The organism is Gillisia limnaea DSM 15749, assembly GCF_000243235.1.
GTDB classification, from domain to species: Bacteria; Bacteroidota; Bacteroidia; order Flavobacteriales; family Flavobacteriaceae; genus Gillisia; species Gillisia limnaea.
On record NZ_JH594606.1, the window covers coordinates 3,457,784 to 3,478,632 of the forward strand.

General features: G+C 36.7%; 15 protein-coding genes. 5 read left to right on the forward strand and 10 right to left on the reverse strand.

Annotated elements, in window-relative coordinates; genetic code table 11:
• The first annotated feature begins 2 nt into the window (after window positions 1-2).
• Window positions 3-917, forward strand: a complete 915-nt coding sequence (locus GILLI_RS17095; RefSeq protein ID WP_040506744.1) for a GyrI-like domain-containing protein — start codon at window positions 3-5, stop codon at window positions 915-917.
• Between the two features lie 7 nt (window positions 918-924).
• Here the strand turns inward: GILLI_RS17095 and GILLI_RS17100 are convergent, their stop codons facing one another.
• Window positions 925-1,812, reverse strand: coding sequence for a diacylglycerol/lipid kinase family protein (locus GILLI_RS17100; protein WP_006990379.1), 888 nt, complete (start codon window positions 1,810-1,812; stop codon window positions 925-927).
• Between the two features lie 66 nt (window positions 1,813-1,878).
• On the opposite strand from GILLI_RS17100, the gene GILLI_RS17105 reads away from it, so the two are divergent.
• The 3 genes from GILLI_RS17105 to GILLI_RS17115 all read left to right on the forward strand — a co-directional run bounded on the left by GILLI_RS17105 (window position 1,879) and on the right by GILLI_RS17115 (window position 6,290).
• The gene (locus GILLI_RS17105; RefSeq protein WP_006990380.1) at window positions 1,879-2,844 is read left to right on the forward strand and encodes an App1 family protein phosphatidate phosphatase; all 966 of its coding nucleotides are present in this window, start codon (window positions 1,879-1,881) and stop codon (window positions 2,842-2,844) included.
• An 89-nt stretch (window positions 2,845-2,933) separates the two neighbouring features.
• Entirely contained in the window at window positions 2,934-5,060 is a 2,127-nt protein-coding gene (locus tag GILLI_RS17110; RefSeq protein WP_006990381.1) for a Tex family protein, read from the forward strand.
• An 87-nt stretch (window positions 5,061-5,147) separates the two neighbouring features.
• Complete coding sequence (locus GILLI_RS17115; RefSeq protein WP_006990382.1) at window positions 5,148-6,290, forward strand: MFS transporter; 1,143 nt, start codon at window positions 5,148-5,150, stop codon at window positions 6,288-6,290.
• Between the two features lie 259 nt (window positions 6,291-6,549).
• Here GILLI_RS17115 and GILLI_RS17805 read toward each other — a convergent pair whose 3' ends face one another.
• From GILLI_RS17805 to GILLI_RS17150, 7 genes are all read right to left on the reverse strand, one after another.
• Complete coding sequence (locus GILLI_RS17805; RefSeq protein ID WP_006990383.1) at window positions 6,550-7,521, reverse strand: PRC-barrel domain-containing protein; 972 nt, start codon at window positions 7,519-7,521, stop codon at window positions 6,550-6,552.
• A 19-nt stretch (window positions 7,522-7,540) separates the two neighbouring features.
• A complete protein-coding gene (locus tag GILLI_RS17125; RefSeq protein WP_006990384.1) occupies window positions 7,541-8,179 on the reverse strand; it encodes a hypothetical protein in 639 nt (212 codons plus the stop codon).
• 353 nt (window positions 8,180-8,532) lie between these two features.
• Window positions 8,533-10,548: an alpha/beta hydrolase family protein gene (locus GILLI_RS17130; protein WP_006990385.1), complete on the reverse strand. Its 2,016-nt coding sequence runs from the start codon at window positions 10,546-10,548 to the stop codon at window positions 8,533-8,535.
• A 28-nt stretch (window positions 10,549-10,576) separates the two neighbouring features.
• A complete protein-coding gene (locus tag GILLI_RS17135) occupies window positions 10,577-11,437 on the reverse strand; it encodes a dienelactone hydrolase family protein (protein WP_006990386.1) in 861 nt (286 codons plus the stop codon).
• A gap of 171 nt (window positions 11,438-11,608) precedes the next feature.
• Complete coding sequence (locus tag GILLI_RS17140) at window positions 11,609-12,964, reverse strand: M28 family metallopeptidase (RefSeq protein WP_006990387.1); 1,356 nt, start codon at window positions 12,962-12,964, stop codon at window positions 11,609-11,611.
• Between the two features lie 133 nt (window positions 12,965-13,097).
• Entirely contained in the window at window positions 13,098-13,385 is a 288-nt protein-coding gene (locus GILLI_RS17145; protein ID WP_006990388.1) for a YtxH domain-containing protein, read from the reverse strand.
• 170 nt (window positions 13,386-13,555) lie between these two features.
• Window positions 13,556-15,769, reverse strand: coding sequence for a bifunctional alpha,alpha-trehalose-phosphate synthase (UDP-forming)/trehalose-phosphatase (locus GILLI_RS17150; RefSeq protein ID WP_006990389.1), 2,214 nt, complete (start codon window positions 15,767-15,769; stop codon window positions 13,556-13,558).
• 96 nt (window positions 15,770-15,865) lie between these two features.
• On the opposite strand from GILLI_RS17150, the gene GILLI_RS17155 reads away from it, so the two are divergent.
• The gene (locus GILLI_RS17155) at window positions 15,866-17,665 is read left to right on the forward strand and encodes a glycoside hydrolase family 15 protein (RefSeq protein WP_006990390.1); all 1,800 of its coding nucleotides are present in this window, start codon (window positions 15,866-15,868) and stop codon (window positions 17,663-17,665) included.
• On the opposite strand, the gene GILLI_RS17160 is transcribed toward GILLI_RS17155, so the two are convergent.
• Window positions 17,662-18,714, reverse strand: a complete 1,053-nt coding sequence (locus GILLI_RS17160) for a mechanosensitive ion channel family protein (RefSeq protein WP_006990391.1) — start codon at window positions 18,712-18,714, stop codon at window positions 17,662-17,664. The genes GILLI_RS17155 and GILLI_RS17160 overlap by 4 nt on opposite strands.
• A gap of 208 nt (window positions 18,715-18,922) precedes the next feature.
• Window positions 18,923-20,737 carry an acyl-CoA dehydrogenase family protein gene (locus tag GILLI_RS17165; RefSeq protein WP_006990392.1) on the reverse strand — a complete coding sequence of 605 codons (1,815 nt, stop codon included), beginning with the start codon at window positions 20,735-20,737 and terminating at the stop codon, window positions 18,923-18,925.
• Between the last annotated feature and the right edge of the window lie 112 nt (window positions 20,738-20,849).

Sequence of the window (20,849 nt, forward strand, 5' to 3'; positions counted from 1 at the left end):
GTATGAAAAAATTAACTGTAGTTTTTTTAAGTCTGGTTGTCATTGGATTAAGTTGGTTTCTGTTTATTAAGGAATTTGATCACCAGTTTAGATTTAAAACTAAATATGGATCTGGGGCTGTGTATCATGAAATTCTTAATATTGATAAATTCAGTGCAGATGATCCTAATTCTAATGTTCAAACTCTGGAAAAAGAGCCTTTTAAGAATGTAGTGCAGCAGGTTGATCTTCACAATGGAAATCATCTTATTCTCGATTGGAATTTTGATTTTGTAAACGATTCTGTAACTCAGGTAACGGTGAATACTTTAGATAAAAAAAATAGTCTACAGCACCGGTTGGAGATCTTAAATCCGTTCGCCAGAAGTGAGAAAATAGCGATACTTAAAACAAATTTGAATGCCATTAATACTAAAATTAACACGCATCAAAATTATTACAAAATCACTTTAAAAGATACCGCTTCCAATCCGGCATTTAATTGTGCCTGTATCACTTCCACCACGACAATTGAAAAAAAGGCAACAGCGATGATGGCTACAATAGACAAATTGGAGGAATTTATTGAAAGTTATGAGCTTAAACTCGAAGGGTATCCAATGTTAAAAGTAACTTCCTGGAATCTGGAAACCAATGAGATCACCTTCGATTTTTGTTTTCCAATAAACACCAAAAAAGGTCTTACCGCCGTTGAACCAATCCGATTAAAGCGAATAGATTCAAAACCATCTTTAGAAGCTGTTTTTAACGGTAATTACAGATTATCTCACTTAACTTGGCTGGATCTATTGGAAAAAGCAAAAAGAGAAAACATCGCAGTTGAAAATCTTCCGCTGGAAATATTTTATAGCAACCCAAGGATGGGAGGGGAGGCCATGGAATGGAAAGCGGTAGTCTTTATGCCACTGAAAAAATAAACAACACTCAATAAATTTTCTTCGGAACTGCAATGGTTAGCTTATTGGGCAGTATTTCGGCATGAATCAATTCCTTTTTTCCTAAATATTCTCCATCAATTTGGAAGGCAACAGGAGTAGCACAGCTTATTTTTGCCTCTTTTGTACTTATTGTTTCCATGAATTCCGGGTCATATTCAACTTCATTTCCAAGGGTTTTTAATATTTTGATAATATCAAAGTGCTTGAAGATTAAAACCTCGAAGAACCCATCATCAATTTTCCCTTTGGGATTCACGTGGGCCCCGGTTCCGTAAGAATTGGCATTTGCAATGGCTAAAAGAATTCCCTCTTTTTTGAATGTCTGGTTGTTTGCTTTAATCTCAAACTGAAATGGATATTCGCTCTCAAATAATGTTGGAATAGAATGTAATACGTATCCAAGTTTACCCCTTATAGTGGATCCTGCATATTTACCAATGAGTTCTGCATTAATTCCAAAATCCGCCATATGCAAACAATATTCATCATTGATCAAAATTATATCTATCTTTTGAAATGTGTTGCCCAAAGCAATATGAATTTGCTCCTCTATATTTATAGGTAAATTAAGATTAGACGCTAAGCCATTTGCAGATCCTGCGGGAATAATTCCAACCGGAATGTCTTCACCTTTCAATGCTTCGGCGGTTAATTTTATAGTTCCATCTCCTCCGGCAATCAAAATTCGGCAAGGTTTCAATTCCTGAATGCGTTTTTCAAGGTTAAGCAAATCTCCTTCTTTAGTTGTTTGAAAAATATATAAGCGTGCATCTATTTTTTCGACTTCTAATTTTATTTGCTGAATGAGATTGGCTTTATCCAAAGCTCCCGAAATTGGGTTAACTACCAATAAAACATTTTTAATACCCGACATAGTTTCAATTTGTTTCCAAAATTAATTAATTTGGTTCATCATAAGAGTTAATAAAACGCAAATAGGATGAAATATGATCTAAAATTATATAGAGGGTATGCAAACGGGAATCAATTGGTTGTTTTTGGTCACGTTTTTGAATCCTGGGCCCCGGATAAATATAGATCAGATCGAAAAGGAATTCGACACGCTTTTTCCATAATTCATATGTTTAGAATAAAACCGCTTAAAAATATTGCAATAACCCTAAAGTTTAAAAACCAGGAAGTTACCACCAAAACCCTTGATGATGGTTATTTTAGATTTGATATTCCATTTTTTGAGCCATTGGAAAGCGGTTGGCATACCTACTGTGTTTCTTATGAAGTCAATACCGTAGGTATCATTCAACAAGGCGAAATCCTGAAGCCTTTCGAGAGTAAACTTGGGATAATTTCAGATATTGATGATACCTTTCTTATTTCCCACAGCAACAATTTCCTAAAAAAATTGTACGTAATGCTTTTAAAAAATATTGAAAAAAGGAAGATATTTGATGATGTAGTAAAGCATTATAAGCATTTGAGTTCCGCAGGGCAGGAAAATGAAACCGGCTCTAATTCCTTTTTCTATGTTTCCAGCAGCGAATGGAATCTGTATGGTTTCATCAATGATTTTGTTGAAATTCACGAGCTCCCTAAGGCAGTCGTGAAACTTAAAAAAATTAAAACAGGAATTTCAGATTTTCTTTTTACCGGTAGAGGAAACCACGATCATAAATTTGAAAAGATAAAAGATATTATTTCCTTTTACCCAAACCTGCAGTATATACTTTTAGGAGACGATTCCCAACAAGATGCCTTTATCTATGAACGCATCTGTAAAATTTTCCCAAAAAATATAAAAGCTGTATACCTTCGCCAAACGGGGAGAAAAAGGAAAGTCAATATTCATAAGACGCTTGAAAATATAAAAAGTTTAAAAGTGGAAACCTGTTATTTTAAACACAGTGAGAAAGCGATTGCACACTCCATAAAAATTGGGATCACTTAATGGAATGTTTATTTAGAATGCTCAATTTGTGATTCGAAGCTTTATATTTGTTTCCTTTTCCTACGATAATTTTTTTAAAACCGAATCAATTGAAGCTATTAGATTTCATTAAATCTCAGGTAGATTTTCCTGAGAAATCCATTCAAAATACATTAAGGCTACTTTCCAATGATGCTACAATTCCATTTATAGCCCGATATAGAAAAGAGTTAACGGGGAACCTTGATGAAGTTGAGATAGAGCATATTTCAGATTTGCTCGGGAATTTTAAAGAACTAGAGAAACGTAAGTCAACTATTTTAAAGGCTATTGAAGAGCAAAAGGCATTGACAAAGGCGTTGAAAATGGCAATTGAAAAAGCGGCTACACTTGCCGTTTTAGAAGACCTTTATCTTCCATTTAAAAAGACCCGTAAAACAAAGGCAGATGCTGCCAGGGAAAAAGGTCTTGAACCTTTTGCTAAAATACTGATGTCTCAAAAGGAAGGAAATATTGAACTTATAGCAATGCGGTTTATAACCGCTCAGGTAAAGTCGGTTGAGGAAGCTATTGAGGGCGCTAAAAATATCATTGCTGAATGGGTTAATGAGAATCAACTTGTAAGGGATGCTATCAGAAAGCTTTATCAGCGTCAGGCAGTTATTCGTACAAAAGTTGTAAAAACTGAAGAGAAAACCGAAAAAGCTCAAAAATTTCAGCAATATTTTGATTGGGAAGAACCTTTAAAAAAAACACCATCACATAGATTTCTTGCGATGTTTCGTGCCTATAGTGAAGGGATTTTGCGACTAAAAATCGAGGTGGACACTATTCAGTCTTTAGATCTAATTTCAGGGATAATCCTTAAAAGTGGCGCTAATAACAGCAAAAAATATATAAGGGAAGCCATTGAAGATTCCTATAAACGTTTATTAAAACCGTCCTTTTCTACCGAATTTTTATCGGAAGCTAAAGCCAAAGCAGATAAAGATGCAATTCTTGTATTTGCCAACAACCTGGAGCAATTGCTGCTTTCACCACCCCTGGGTGGGAAACGCATACTTGCCATAGATCCCGGTTTTAAATCTGGTTGTAAAGTGGTGTGTCTGGATGAAAACGGGCAACTAGTGCATAATGAGAACATTTATCCGCATCCGCCACAAAAAGAACTTGAAATTGCAGGGCGAAAGATAGATTCTCTTGTAAAGGCTTATAATATTGAAGCGATTTCTATTGGAAATGGAACTGCCTCCCGTGAAACCGAGGAGTTTATCAGGAAAATACCAGGTTTGAAGGAACTTTCTGTTTTTGTGGTAAATGAAGCAGGGGCCTCCATTTATTCTGCTTCAAAAATTGCAAGAGAAGAATTTCCTTCGTTCGATATTACCGTTCGTGGCGCCGTTTCTATTGGGAGAAGATTAAGTGATCCCCTGGCAGAATTGGTAAAAATAGACCCGAAGTCGATAGGAGTAGGGCAGTATCAGCACGAGGTAGATCAAGCTAAACTCAAAGATAAGCTGGATAATGTGGTGACGAGTTGTGTAAATAGAATAGGCATAAATGTAAATACGGCAAGTAAAGAATTGCTTTCTTATGTTTCTGGGATAGGGCCCGGATTAGCCGGTAATATTATAGATTATCGAAAAGAAAACGGAAATCTTAAATCCAGAAAGGAATTGCTTAAGATACCTCGCTTAGGGGCAAAGGCTTATGAACAATCTGCAGCATTTTTAAGGATCAAAAACCCTAAAAATGTTTTGGATGATTCTGCAGTTCACCCTGAAAGTTATCATATAGTAGAAGAAATTGCAAAGGATCAACGCCTTAAGATTTCTGAACTTATCGGAAATAAGGAAGTACTTAAAAAAATACCTTTAGAAAAATATATACAAGTTGATCTTGGCTTGCCAACCTTAACCGATATTATAAAGGAACTGGAAAAACCCGGAGTTGATCCACGAAAAATAAAAACCGAGTTCAAATTTGATCCTTCGGTGAAAAATATAACCGATTTAAATCCCGGTATGAAATTACCGGGAATAGTAAACAATATCACCAATTTTGGGTGTTTTGTAGATATTGGGATCAAAGAAAGTGGCCTTATACATATTTCAAAACTTGCAAGTGGGTTCATAAGTGATGTGAATTCGGTTGTAAAGTTAGGACAGGAATTAACTATTACTGTTGTTGAAGTGGATGAAGTAAGAAAACGTATTCAGTTATCGCTACTGGATTGATCTTAGAATTTTATTTCCTTAAAATCTGATCGCTAAATCGTATTCTTTCAAAATTTGCTGTGATATTTGTATTCTGGATGAATTCTTATGGAATCAATAAAAAATCAGCGAATTTCTTTGAGCTTGTATTTTTTTATGGCAGGCTTTGGCTTTGCTACCTGGGCATCACGTATTCCAACAATAAAAATGTATTTCGATCTCAATGAGGCTCAGCTGGGGAACCTGCTTCTTGCTATGCCAATTAGTTCCTTGCTGGGACTTCCTATTTCCGGCTGGCTTGTTTCCAGGTTTGATAGCCGTTTTCCGTTACAAATCTCCTTTATTTTATTTGTAATATCCCTGGCCCTTATTGGAATGGCCGATAGTTTGCCGGCAATGATCTTTGGAATTTGCCTGTTTTCCTTTTGCATGAGAATTCTAAATATTTCTATGAATACCCAATCCCTAACGCTTCAAAAATCTATTGATAAAAAGATTATAGGTTCTTTTCATGGCCTATGGAGTACGGGAGGCTTGGGGGGTGTAGGATTTGCTACCCTAATGATCAAACTGAATGTTTCAATGGATACCCATTTAATTATTGTCGCTGTATTTTCTTTGTTGACTTCTTTCTTTGTATACCGTTTTTTACTGAAAAAAGACAGAGCTATGCAGGGCAATAAATTGATACTGGGCAAACCGGATAAATTTATACTCTATTTAGGAATACTGATTTTCTTTGCCGCCGTATGTGAGGGAGGAATGTTCGATTGGAGCGGTGTTTATTTTAAGGAAGTGGTCAAAGAGGATCTATTTACTTTGGGCTACTTTATTTTCATGGCATTTATGGCACTTTCAAGATTTTTTTCCGACAAGATCATTGAAAGAATAGGGATGAAAAGAATGTATGTGATAAGTTCCTCATTTATATCTGCCGGAATGTTGCTTATGATTATTTTTCCCTATTTCTGGCCGGCAATACTAGGTTTTAGTCTGGTTGGAATTGGGGTAGCGGCTATTATACCAATGACATTTTCTCTGGCGGGAACTTCAAAAAAATATTCAGCTGGAATGGCTATTTCTATAATTGCCACTTACGGCATCATTGGAATGTTATTAGGGCCACCACTTATTGGATATCTTGCCCATTTATTTAATTTAAGGGTATCGTTCATTTTGTTATTATTTTCAGGATTAATGCTTATCCCTATTTCTCAGCTTTTCTTCCGGCAAATAGAAAAGGAGAAGTAGTATTAATCAACTACTTGATATTTCCTGTTTACCTTAGAGCCTTTTTCCATTCTTTAATTCTCTGCAAAGTTTCTATGGTTAACTTTATCGGTAATAACATACTTGTCATCATGATTTAGATTCAAAAGACCCAGGCAGTTTAAGCGGTTACTGAAATGGATTTATAAATGCAGAATAATAGAAATACAGGAGTTTCTTTCAAAAAATTTCTATGTGAAACAAAAAATCGGGAAACCTTTCAGTTTCCCTTTGTGATAATTTATTTTTTTCTTCGGTAATTACTATCGTCGAAATCTTTTTTGTTATAGAAGTCTTCGTTATCATCATCTTTTGAACTTTTCCTTTTGTCTAAAGAACTATCTGTTGTTTTTCTTTCAGTATCCTCGTCAAAATCACTCTTTTTTCCTGACGTGGAGCCGGATTTTGATTTTGAATTCCCAAGATCTGAATCTCCTCTGTTTTCTTGAGCAAAATCTGTTCTTTTATTACCAGAATGATTATCATCATTATTGACTTTTTCATGTCCGCTTCTGCTTTCTTTGGTTTGTCCAACTGTGGAACCGGAACGAGAAACATCTGAATCTCCCAAATCAGTTCCCTTGCGGTTACTTCTACCTGCAGCGTTGTCCCCGGTAAGTTTTGTTTCCCTGTCTCCCTCACTATCCCGATCTTTTGTCGCGGTATTTCTTTCTCCGTCTTTGTCGCGGTCGTTGGTGATTGTATTGCGGTCTCCAGAAGTTCTGTTTGGATCACTGGAATAATTTGTATCCCGATCATAAGATTCTAAAACAACTACTTCGTATTCCCTGTTTACATTAGAACCTTTCTCCATTCTTTTAGTCTCGGCAAAGGTTCTATGATTGACTTTGTCTGTATATACAAACTTGTCATCTTCATTTAACTTTACAAGACCGACGGGAATTATAATATGGTTTTCACCATCTTTATTTATAAAATCATGAACTCCTTCGCTCGCAGAAGATTTGTATGGATCGTGGCCAGCTTCAATTATGCTCTTGTCCACTTCTACATCCAGATAAACAACGCGCTCTGTTTGCTTATTTACAAGGAGATTGTCCACTTTTCCTATTACACGGTTGTCAACATCTTTCACTTTCCAGCCCCGAACATCCGGATCATCGCTTGAAACTTTATAATCTGAAAGTTCATTGAGGTAGAACAAATGTTTGTCTCTATTTCTGTTATTATTATTCTCGTTATTACTTGCCATAATTTCTCTATTTTTTTAATTAGCTCATTTTCATTTTCTGTAATACATCTCCAGCCTCTTTATAAAAAGAATTCATTGCATCTTTTTGATCAAGAGTAGGAGTTGAAGGCTGAATATTTTGTACTGCCGTTCTTACTTCCTGAACATCTTGTGAGATATTCGGAAATTTCTCATTCTGAATCCTATCCATAAGGCTAACTATTTTCATTCCCACATTCTTAATAGAATTTGCATGATCGAGAGATTGAGGATCTTCTTTGATATCCCTTACATCACTCTTTAGTTCCTGCATTTCAACATCCGTATTGATGTTCGCTTCTTCTGCTCTGTTTTCAAGGGCATTTACAAGAAGGATCAAAGCCTCACTACTATATTTATGGTCTATACCCATTTTTTCCGTATCACCAATATGAGCAACATATTTCGAAACGCTGTCATCACCAGAGAGATTATCATCTTCCCACGTAGCAGTATCCATTTCGGAATAGTCCTCTTCAGGTTCTGAAGTTATGATCTGTTCTGTATTATCATCAACATCATCAACATCATCGGTATCATTATCTGCTAAAACAAAGTACAGGATTACCGCCAGTATTATTAACCCAAGGAGGATCCAAGGCCAAACGGGTTTTTTCTTTTCAATTTTAAGTTCTGCCATAATTTTTTGGTTTTTGATTAGTAAATATTTCAGAACTCAAATTACAATAAGTGTTCGCCCATTTCTATTAAGGTTTGGCTAAATTGTTGTTAATTTATAATTAAATAATAATTTGTTGATAAAGTTGGTGATTCGATTGTATTTTTCAAAATATTAGGCTATTCATATAAAATTTTGGGATTTATATTTAATAGATTTTTAATCGGTGGGCGATTTATGAGAAGTGTAGTAGGTTACTGAAGTAGTATATAAATGCAGAATACCAGTAATACGGGAGTTTCTATTGCTATATAAAAAACAAAAAATCCGGAAACTGGAAGGTTTCCGGATTTTCATATTTATGTTTTAAGGATTTATTCTTCTTTATATTTTTCAAACCAGGCAAGAATGGCCGCAACTTTAGCCATTAAATTGCTGGGGGTACTCGCTATACCATGCGATGCTCCCGGAATTCTTACCATGGCAGTCTCTACACCTTCAATTTTCAATGCTGCATAAAACTGCTCAGATTCAGCAATTGGTGTCCTATAGTCTTCTTCTCCCGTTAATAGCATGGTAGGAGTTGTTACATTGGCAACATAGGTTAAAGGAGATCTTTTTAAATAACTTTCAGGATCTTCCCAGGGCTTTTTGCCGAACCAGTACTTATAAAAATACCCCGGATTATCGGCATACAAAACGAAACTATACCAGTTAATAACCGGTTTGGCCACTACGGCTGCACGGAAACGATCCGTTTTTCCAACTATCCAGGCTGTCAAAACTCCACCTCCGCTACCACCTGTCACAAAAAGATTTTCAGGATCTACATATCCTTTTGCAATAAGAGCGTCTACTCCAGACATCAAATCATCATAATCATTATTCGGATAATCATGATGGATCAAATTCCCGAACTCCTCGCCATAACCAGAACTTCCTCTGGGATTGGTATAAAACACAACATATCCCGCGGCTGCCATCAACTGTATTTCTGCCGCAAAAACATTACCGTAACTGGCAAAGGGGCCACCATGGATCTCAAGGATCATCGGATATTTTTTGGAAGGATCGAAGTCGGGAGGAGTAACTATCCATCCCTGTATCTCTCTTTGATCAAAAGATGATTTCCACTTGATCTCTTCTACATTCCCTAAATTTTTAAATGAAAAAAGGTCTTCATTGACATTGGTTAAAACCCTTGTGTTTCCTTTACTTCCTACAGCGAGATCTGCAGGCATTGCCTTTTTTCCTGAAGTAAATGCGTAATTACCATTTTGGGCGACGCTAAAAGATGCTGCATTATAGGGTCTTCCCTGGGAGAGCCCACCCAGATCTGCAGTTAAATCGGTTACATTTCCTGAAAGATCCATTTTTGCCAGTTTAGTGCTTCCCTGGTCATCATAGTAAAAGTAAATTTCCTTACCACTCTTTCCCCACTGGATTCCATTGATATCTCTGTCAAATTTAGAAGAGATAAGTTGTTTTCCGGTTCCATCTGTATTCATTACATAAAGCTTACTTAACTGATAACCCTGTAATTTATCATCAAATCCTACATAAGCCAGCTTCTTTCCATCAGGAGAAACAACAGGATTAGCATCCGGTCCTTGTCTTTCTGTAAGTGCTGTAACATTCCCTGATGGAATATCCATCTTATAGATTTCAGAATTCAATGGATCCAGTTCCCTGTCTTCCTGCATATTTGCTGAAAAATACAATGTGTTTCCATCCTTTCCATAAACCGGGCTTTCATAGTCAAATTCAGAATTTGTTAATTGACGTGGAGTTCCACCATCGGTTGAGAGTACAAAAATCTGAGAATTTCCGGTTTTCAGATATCCTGCCCCATCACCACGATAATTCATTTCGGTAATGTATTTCGGGCCTTCATTCCATTTTGCTCCTTCGGGTTTCTTCGGAAGTTTTATTATCGAAGCTTTTTCTGATGGAACAAATTTTGTGAACACAATTTTTTCTCCATCTGGGCTCCACGAAATAGCTCCGGGAGACTCCTGGGCATCACTAAGAACCATCTTCTGGTTAGTATCCATCCACATTAAATAGAGCTTCATTCCTCCATCCGTATTAGATCTAAAAAGGAGCTTGCTGCCGTCCGGAGACCAGATAGGGTTGAAATCCCTGCTGTTTCCTGTCGTTAAAGGCCGGTTTCTTGTTCCATCAAAATTGGCAATCCAAAGGTTAGACAAATTTTTATCTGTCATAATATCTTTGAAGTTCCGAACGTAAATTACTTGCTTTCCATCAGGTGAAATTTGAGGGTCTGAAACATATTCAAGATCATAGATATCTATCAGTTCAAGATTAGACTTGTTTTGGGCTACCAAACTCTGGCTGACTATTAAAAGCAGAATTATAAATCTTTTCATAGGGTTTTGTTTAATCAAATATTGGTTTCTATAGAAGCTTCGGCAACCGTTCCCAGGCAGCATTATGGGCTTTTTTATTGGCTTCACCGCCGTCGGGTTGATGGCCACTTCTCATAAATGCATGTCCAGCTCCCTCATAGATCTCATAATCAAAGGGATTATTGGCAGCCTTCATATATTTTTGGGTTTGTTCGATAGTAGCATTCACTCTGTTATCATCACCACCATAATAGCCATAGACCGGTTTTGTAATTTTTGCCAGCGCATCCGCATCATCCGGAGCAGTTCCATAAAATACATGAGCCGAAGTTATATCCTGATTGTTAGTAGCATATCTAAAGGTTTGGGAGCCACCCCAACAAAATCCTACGACCGCAACTTCTCCGGTAGAAGCTGCATCATTTTTTATATAATTATAGGCGGCATCAAGATCTGCTGATACCTGGTCCGGATCTAAAGCATAAATAGCATCTCTTGCAGCATCTGGATTTTCAAAATCTGTTGTGCGTCTTTTTCCTTCCTGAGTATTAGATATAAGATCTGGAGCAATTACCAGGTAGCCTTTTTCTGCAAGTTTATCTGCAAACAACCTGGCCCAATCATTCAGTCCGCGATTTTCGTGAATAACGATAACAGATTTTGTTTTCTCATCTGTTTCAGGATATACTACGAATGCCTGATATTCCCTATCGCCGTGAGAAAGGGTTACCCATTCGTGATGCCTTGGGGAATCTGAAAGCTCCTCGACTTCAGTTTTTTCCTGTAAAGTATCTAAAGTTATTTTAGAAGATTCTGCTGTTTCAGACTGTTCTTTATTGTTCTTATTTCCACAAGAGAGTATTATTATACCCGATAGGAGGTATACGATGGATTTTAATGACTTTTTCATCTTTTTATTTTATTGTTTTCGCCTACATAAATAACATCTATATATTCATTTCTTATATTAAAAGATTTTCTGAAAGAAGTTTCATCTGTAGATTTTTATTGTCCTTAAGCGGTCATTTTGATAGCGCTTTATCAAGATTTTTGAAAAGGAAATCAAATCAAATCAACACTATTATCTAAAGGTGCCTGAAGGAAAAACCACTACACTTCCGTGCCCATTTTTTGCAACAGAAGCAACTCCAAAATAAAAATTATCAATCACGATCCCTTCAAGGGTAAATTCGTTTACATCTCCCACGAATCTTGAATACTGCCACTGAGGAGCGGTAGTATCTCTCCAGTAAATTTTGTATCCGGCTATATCTCCATCTACTTTTTCCCATTGTAATTTCGTAGACGGTTCTACAATTCCTCCAATTTCAACTTGTTTAGGAGCTGGGGGCGCCCAGGCAAGACTTGCCATGTTAATAGCATTTACAGCGGTTAATTTGGCAGCATAATCAAAATTCACGTGTTCTACTACATCCCCATATTTAATTCCATTTTCCGTTCTAATATCCTGATGTTGCTGTGTATAATTTTCATGGGCTTCCATGATTCTAATTCCGGCATATCCCAAATCATTAAAAGGGCGATGGTGGCCTCCACGGCCAAACCTGTCCAGCCTGTAGATCATCATAGGATTCATTTCTGGCATATAAATTTCAGTGGTTTTATGAACATATCTTGCAAGTTGCCGGGAAATACCATCAACCTCTCCGCCATAAAATCTTCTCATATTTCTTTCCTGTTCGGTTTCAGTAGGAGGGACAGGTTCAGAAAAAATTCTGAAAGTTCTGTTGTCGATAACACCATCCACACCTTCAATATTTCCAATCATATCATTATTAAAGATCCCTATAATCTCCCAGTTATTCTTTTTCGCATATTCAGCGAGCCCTTTTCCTCCAAATAATCCTTGTTCTTCTCCGGAAAGGCCTACATATATAATACTGTTTTCAAACTTATAATTAGATAATACTCTTGCTGCTTCTATAGTTCCGGCCATACCACTGGCGTTGTCATTTGCGCCGGGAGCATCATCGGTAAAGTTCATCGTATCTGAATTTCGGGAATCTATATCCCCACTCATTATGATGTAGCGGTTTGGATATTTAGTGCCCTTTTGAATTGCGATAACGTTTACAACCCAGGCTTCTTTGGGAATTCTATTTCCGTCTTCAGGTGTAACAAAATCCTTTTGGTAAAATACATTCAGGCAATTGTTACATTTAGTAGAGACCTGATCAAATTCAGATTTGATCCATCTTCTGGCGGCTCCAATTCCACGGGTTGTAGAAACGGTATCGCTAAAGGTATTTCTTGTGCCGAAACCTGCAAGCTTGCGAATATCATTTTCCAATCTTTCTGCAGAAACCTTTTCTATGATGTCATAAATACGGGAATCTGTTTGCTGTGAATTCCCTGTTTGGGGAATAAAAAATAATACTAGAAAAAGTGTGCTAAATGCGGATAATTTCAAATTCATTATATAAAATTTCAGATTAGAAGTTCCTAATTTACTGAAAGATTTATTAAACTCGAAAATTTGAAGAAAACAAAATTATAAACATAAAAAAACCCCGAAATTTTCGGGGCTTTAAAAAATATGAAAAATGAATCTAACGAGATTTCATTTCATGAATTTCGGCTTTAGCCTGATTCATTTTTTCTTCAGCTTTATTATCGCTAAAATTTGCTTTTCCCTTAGCTTTTAATGCTTCTGTCTTTTCATTGAGACTATCAGCAAATTCATTGAATTTTCCTTTTGCGTCTTTTAAGTAGTTATCACTAGTTTCAGTGATTTTTTTACGGGTATCAGCACCTTTCTTTGGGGCAAACAATAATCCTAGCGCTGCTCCTATAGCTGCACCTGATATTAAACCTGTTAACAATTTTCCTGCTTTCATAATTATGTTTTTATTTATTTGGTTCGTTAAAATACGTACGTGTAAAACTAGTTCAATTTATCGTGTTAACAGATTTTGGTTAGTTAAGTTTGGTATAATTTTACAGCTGTTTTATTAATGTTTTTAACAATTTTTTTTCTTAAAAATTTAAACTACTCCTTGAGTGTTACTTAGTGTACTCTGGAGAATTGTAAAAGTAAATCGCGAACCTTGTTTGTATCTTCAACATAATAGGATGCAGCTGTTTTTTTGACTCCTACCTTTACCGTTATCGCATTTTCCGGTAACTCCTGGAACAAGAACTCATCTGTCCAGTCATCCCCAATTGCGAAAATAAAATCATAATCTTTTTTTAGTAGAACTTTTCCTGCGGCCTTCCCTTTATTAACTCCGCTGCTTTTAATCTCAAGCACTTTATTGCCTTCCAGGACGCTTAATCCGTGGTTTGAAATGAGTTCCTTTAAAACATTGGAAAGTTCATTTGCTCTTATTTCTCCCAGCTCAGGATCGGCTTTTCTATAATGCCATGCAAGGGAATAATTTTTTTCTTCTAAAAATGTCCCAGGTGTTCTATCGCAAAAAGTTTCCACTACAGGCCTTACATTCTTCATCCAATTGTTGTGTACTTTTTCATTCAATTGCCACTCCTTCCCCGTTTTTCGTACCCAAACTCCATGTTCCGCAATTAATTCCACCGGTAGGGCTTTCCACCATGTCCCAAGGGTTTCTTTATCCCGGCCGCTTATAAGAACTACTTTAGTATTTTTTATTTTAGAAACTTTTTTTATTAAATCAAGCAGTTGTTCATCCGGCTTTGCCAGGTTGGGTTTGTCTTCAAAGCCCACAAGTGTACCGTCATAATCCAGGAAGAGGATCCTATTTTTTGCATTTTTAAAGCTGGTCAGGATTTTTTCCTGGATTTCTTGTGAAATATGAATGGCTTTAAATGAAGGTTGATTCTCTTTTGTTTTATCGAGCGCTTTCATGAAATCGGTTGCCCATCGAACTACGTTATATCGCTTTAATCGTTTTTGAAGCAATGTATTTCTTCTAATTTGTTCCTCTTTAGGCATTTTAATGGCCTGTAAAATTGCATCTGCTATTTGTTCGAAATTGTTTGGATTGATGATGAGGGCTTCATTCATTTCGTGCGAAGCACCTGCCATTTCACTTAAAATCAATACTCCAGTTTGATTGGTTCTTGTTGCGATATATTCTTTGGCAACCAAATTCATTCCGTCCCTTATTGGAGTTAAGAGTGCGATATTACAAGAAGTATAAAGATCAATCAAATTTTCAAAAGGCATCGACCGGAAAAAATACCATATTGGGATCCAGCTTACGGTTGCAAACTTTCCATTGATTCTTCCCACCAGTTCATCTATTTCTTTTTTTAAAAGTTGGTATTGAGGTACATCCGACCGGGAAGGGACAGCAAGCATGACCAGTCGTACCTTCCCAATATATTCGGGATATTTTTCCAGGAAATATTCAAAAGCCCTAATTCTGTTTGCAATTCCCTTGGTGTAATCCAGGCGATCTATACTTAGAATTAGTTGAGAATCTGGTGATTTTTTTCTATGAAAATTTAGTCTTTGCTGAAGTTCAGTTTCCTGGTCCTCACTAATTTCATGATGTTTTAAAGCCGTTTGTTCAAATTTCTCATAATCAATTCCCATGGGAAAGGAATCCACTTTTACTACCCTGTTGGCGAGTGTTACTTCATTAAACTCTACCGGCCGTCTAAGGATACGTCTTACCGAACTCAAAAAATGCCTTTCATAGTCGTAGGTGTGAAACCCGATAAGATCGGCGCCAAGCATTCCGTTTAGGATTTCTTCCCTCCATGGCATAGTTCTGAATACCTCATAGGAAGGAAAAGGAATATGATTAAAAAATCCTATAGTTGCATTAGGGCGTTGCTCACGTATCATATTGGGAACTAATAATAATTGATAATCATGAACCCAAATCTTATCTCCTTCTTCGTAATGTTCAATTACAGAGTCAGCATATTTTTGATTTACCTTTTTATACATTTCCCATTGCCAGGATTCCCATTCGGTATATTCTGTAAAATAATGAAACAGTGGCCAGATGCTTCTGTTGCTGAAGCCATAATAAAAACCATCCATTTCTTCAGCTGTAAAACTAACAGTGATACAGGCATCCTCTCTGGCCCTGACTTTAATTTCCGCCTTTAAATTTACAGGAATCTCTTCTTCTGTTAAACCGCTCCAACCTATCCAAATACTGTCGCCTTCCCTATGAAATGATTTTAAACCTGTAGCAAGTCCTCCCACACTTGGAGTAACCTGAAGTTTTTCTTTTGTAATATTTATTTGGAGTGGTAATCTATTGGATAAAATGATGGTTTTGCTCATAACTATTTTTATTCTGGGTATTACAGGAAATCATATTTCTTAAATTTCCGAAATTGTATTTACTTTGCCATCCTTTTAAAAGAACTTTAAGAATAAATGAAGAATTTAGATTACGGAATTATTGGAAATTGTAAAAGTGCCGCACTTGTATCGAAAACCGGCTCTATAGATTGGTGTTGCTTACCTCATTTTGATTCTGCAGGCGTATTTGCCAAGTTGCTGGATGAGAAAATAGGAGGTAGTTTCTCTGTGGATGTAACTGATGATTACAAGATAACTCAGGAATATTTATGGCAAACCAATATAGTAAGCACGGTTTATGATAACGGGGAGCATTCCTTTCAGCTAATAGATTTTATGCCGCGTTATATGCGGGAAGATAGTTCATATTATGCTCCGCCAGATATTATCAGGTTTTTTCGTCTCCTTAAAGGGAAACCTGTTTTAAAAGTCAAATATGATCCAAGGCTTGAATTTTCCAGCGAAAAAACATATTCTGACAATAAAGGAGCTTACATCAAGAGCTATACTAAGGATGGAAGGTATGATTCGCTATTCCTTTACTCCAGTTTCGATCTTGAAAACGTTTTGAATTACACAGAAATTACCCTTGAAGAAAATGCATACCTGCTTTTGGGTTATCACGAGAAATTGATCTCCCAGAACCTGGATCGATCTTATTTGAAATTTCAGAGAACCAAAATGTACTGGATGAACTGGAGTGAAAAAACCACTAAATACACGCAATATAATACTGAAATATTAAGAAGTGCTTTGGTTTTAAAGGCACTAAGTTTTGAGAAATCCGGAGCGGTTTTAGCAGCTGTAACGACTTCACTTCCTGAAACTATAGGAGAAGAGAGAAATTGGGATTACAGGTTTTGCTGGATAAGGGATGCTTCTATGGTTATAAAAGTGATGGCAGGATTGGGACATACAAAATCGGCCAGCGATTTTCTTCAGTTTATCATCAACTTAATTCCTCATAAAGATGAAAAAATACAGATCATGTATGGTATCAATGGGGAAAAGGATCTCACAGAGCATATACTAACCCATTTGGAAGGCTATCAGGGATCAAAGCCGGTAAGGATTGGAAATGCTGCCTATATTCAAAAGCAGAATGATATTTATGGTATTTTGATGGAGGTGATCTATCAACAATTTATTCAATTTGAAACTTCGCTGGAGAACAGTGAGGAATTATGGACAATTGTTCGCGGAATTGTAAAAATAGTGGAAGATCACTGGATGAACCCCGATAAGGGAATTTGGGAACTTCGAACAGAAGACAGGCACTTTGTTTTTTCTAAGTTATTATGTTGGGTTGCAGTAGACCGGGCCATTAAAATAGGGGAGATTCTTAGAAAAGGAATTAATGATGAAAGCTGGATTGCACTTCGCAAAGAAATCCATGATGATATTTATAAGAACGGATGGAATGATGAGGTTGGGGCTTACACCCAATCTTATGGATCCAAGGATCTGGATGCTTCAACTTTGTTAATGGAGCAGTATGGTTTTATAAACGCCCGGGATCCAAGGTTTATAAGTACAGTTAAAGCTACAGAAAAGGAATTATGCAGAGATGGATTAATGTACCGGTATAAAAATCAGGATGATTTTGGAAAACCAACATCTTCTTTTACAATATGCACCTTCTGGTTTATAGACAGCTTGTTTAAAATTGGCGAGAGAAAAAGGGCAAAGGAAATGTTTGATCAGCTTTTGTCATACAGCAATCACCTTGGCCTTTTTAGTGAAGATATTGATTTCGAGACAAAGCGTTTGTTAGGTAATTTTCCGCAAGCTTATTCCCATTTGGCATTAATTGAAACAGCGGCTAATTTTTCTCGTGGTTTATTACCTGAAGAAGAACTTTGGACAAATAATTAAGAATTTTCTTTGGAAGGATCTGAAACAGAAATTCGGGTTTTTGGCAAGCTTTCAGGATAATTTTCTTTTAAAAATACCAGTAGATTTTCACGAATAAAGACGCGTAAATCCCAGGCAGTACCAGAATCTTTAGCACTCATGAGAGCACGTATTTCCACGGCTTTTTTAGTGGCCTTGGTTACCTGAAGCACATTGACTTTTTTATCCCAAAGGGGAGAACTTTCAAGTAATCTTGTGAGTTCTCCCCTTAATGCTTCAAAGGAGACCTCATAATCTGTATATATGAAAACCGTTCCAAGTATATCAGCCGACTGGCGGGTCCAGTTCTGGAAAGTATTTTCAATAAAATAGGTGGAAGGTACTACGAGGCGGCGTTGATCCCATATTTTCACCACCACATACGTAAGATTGATCTCCTCTATTCGTCCCCATTCTCCATCTACAATTACAACATCATCCATCCTTATGGGTTGCGTTATAGCGATTTGAATTCCTGCCAGGAGGGTGCCAATTGCCTTTTGTGCAGAAAAACCAATGATTATTCCCGCAATCCCTGCCGATGTTAATACACTTACCCCTATAGAACGAATACTATCAAAGCTCATAAGTGCAATTCCCACGGCCATTATCACTATTATGAAAATAATGATCCGTTCCAGGATCATAAATTGGGTATATATTTTCCGGGCACTTAAATTATCTTCCCTTGTTACATCGTAGTTTAGCAAAATTCGGGATTTCGCAATTTTCAGGGCGATTATACTAAACCATGCAATACTAAGGATAAATCCTATTGTGCTAAGGCTTCCCAAAATCTCATAGGTGTAATCAAACCGGAAGAATTTACCTAAAATTGCAAATTTAATTAAAAGGGAAGCAAGAAATACCAGCAAAGGGACCCCAATGCGATTCGCAAGATTCGCCGGAAGAATATTTTTGGGATCCTTACCTAATTTCTTAAGAATTTGGAAGATTATAATAAAGATTACCAAAAGGGTTACTATTCCACCCAAAAAATATTGAAGGACTTCAGGATCAATCGCATTCATATTTCTGAAGATTTTTTGTTCAAAAATTAAAGCTATTAAAAAATCACGTAGTATTCGATGTATATTTTGAAAAAAGGCAGGATGGTTTCATAAAAGAAGGGATTTCCAAAAATCCTTATTTCCCAGATTCTCCGAAACCGAAGTTATCTGGGGAATTAAAATTCTTTTTAGAAATCCCCTAAATTAAAATCTCAATAAAGAGAAAAGCCTAGAAACAGTACTTATTTTCTGAAGTCAGTTTTTCTGCAATAGTATTTCTTAAAGCTACTACATTGGGTTGATTTTGATATTTGGTAAATCGTTTAAGCCCCATTAACATCATTCGTTGTTCATCACCTTCAGCAAAAGAAACAATTCCTTCTTTAGCTTTTTGAGTGATCTTATCTACAGCATTATACAAATAAAGTTGAGACATTGCAATTTGTTCTTTTTGAGTGTCCTCTCCAAGTCGGTTTGCATTCTTCTCGGTCCGTAAAATAGTGCTTTCTGCCATATAAATCTCAATTAAAATATCTGCAGAGGCTAATAGTAACTGTTGATGTTCTTCAAGTTCTGCACCAAATTTTTGAACGGCACTTCCGGCAACCATGAGAAATATTTTTTTCAAATTTTTAAGGATCTCTTTTTCTTCAGCAAACAATTCAGAATAATCTGGTTTGTCCATAGATGGAATACCTGTTAGTTCCTGACCTACTGCTGTGGCCGGGCCTAAAAGATCTACGTGTCCTTTCATCGCCTTTTTAACGAGCATTCCTACAGCGAGCATTCTGTTTATTTCATTGGTACCTTCATAAATACGTGGTATCCTGGCATCTCTCCAGGCAGATTCCATAGGAGCATCGGCAGAAAAGCCCATACCTCCAAAAATTTGAATTCCTTCATCACTGCAATGCTGAATATCTTCTGAACAGGCAACTTTTAAAATAGAACATTCAATAGCATACTCTTCCACACTTTTAAGTTCGGCTTCAGAATGGGAATTTCCTTCTTCAACTCTTAAAGCTATCCTGTCTTCAATATTTTTGGAAGCACGATAAACGGCAGATTCCCCCGCATATGCAGCGGTGGCCATTTCGGCTAATTTTAATTTGATAGCTCCAAATTTTGCGATAGCCGTATTGAACTGTACGCGTTCATTGGCATATTTCACAGATCCATCAATAACCCTTCTTTGTGCATCTAAACAAGCTCCAGCCAGTTTAATGCGCCCAATATTTAAAACATTCATAGCGATCTTGAATCCATCACCTCTTTCAGCAAGCAAATTTTCTACAGGAACTTTTGTTTCATTAAAAAACACCTGACGTGTAGATGAGGAGTGTATCCCTAGTTTCTTTTCTTCTTCGCCAAGGCTAATTCCGTTAGGATTCTCTTTGTCATACTCCACTATAAAACCTGTGATGTATTTATCGTCTTCAATTCTGGCAAAAACTATAAACGTACCTGCAAATCCAGCATTGGAGATCCACATTTTTTGTCCGGTTATGCTATAGTATTTTCCATCTTCAGAAAGTACTGCTTTTGTCTTCCCGGAATTCGCATCACTTCCCGCTCCGGGCTCAGTAAGGCAATAGGCTCCAAAAACTTCCCCTGTTGCCAGTTTTGGGACATATTTTTTCTTCTGCTCCTCGGTTCCATAAAGGGTAATAGGCATTGTTCCAATTCCTGTATGTGCCCCAAATGCAGTGGCAATAGATCCTGTTGCTCCCGAAATATAGTCACAAACCAACATGGTAGATACAAATCCCATTCCCAGTCCGTCATATTCTTCCGGTACTGAAACTCCAAGAAAACCAAGTTCTCCTGCTTTTTCCATGATCTCTTGAGTAAGAGCATAATTTTTTTTCTCAAACTCTTCTTTCTTCGGCCAGACTTCGCGGTCTATAAATTCCATAACCGAATCTTTCATCATCTCTTGCTCCTCATTAAAATCTTCAGGAGTAAAAATATCTTCAGCTTTGGTTTCTTTTACCAGGAACTGTCCGCCACGGATCAATTGTGTTTTTTGTGTTTCTGTGCTCATTCTTATTTAGATATTAGATTTGAGACGTTAGATTTAAGAAATCAAAATCTCATTATATTTATATTATGTTTGTTTTTTTTCAAAAAGTAAAATATTAGAAAAACTATCTTTT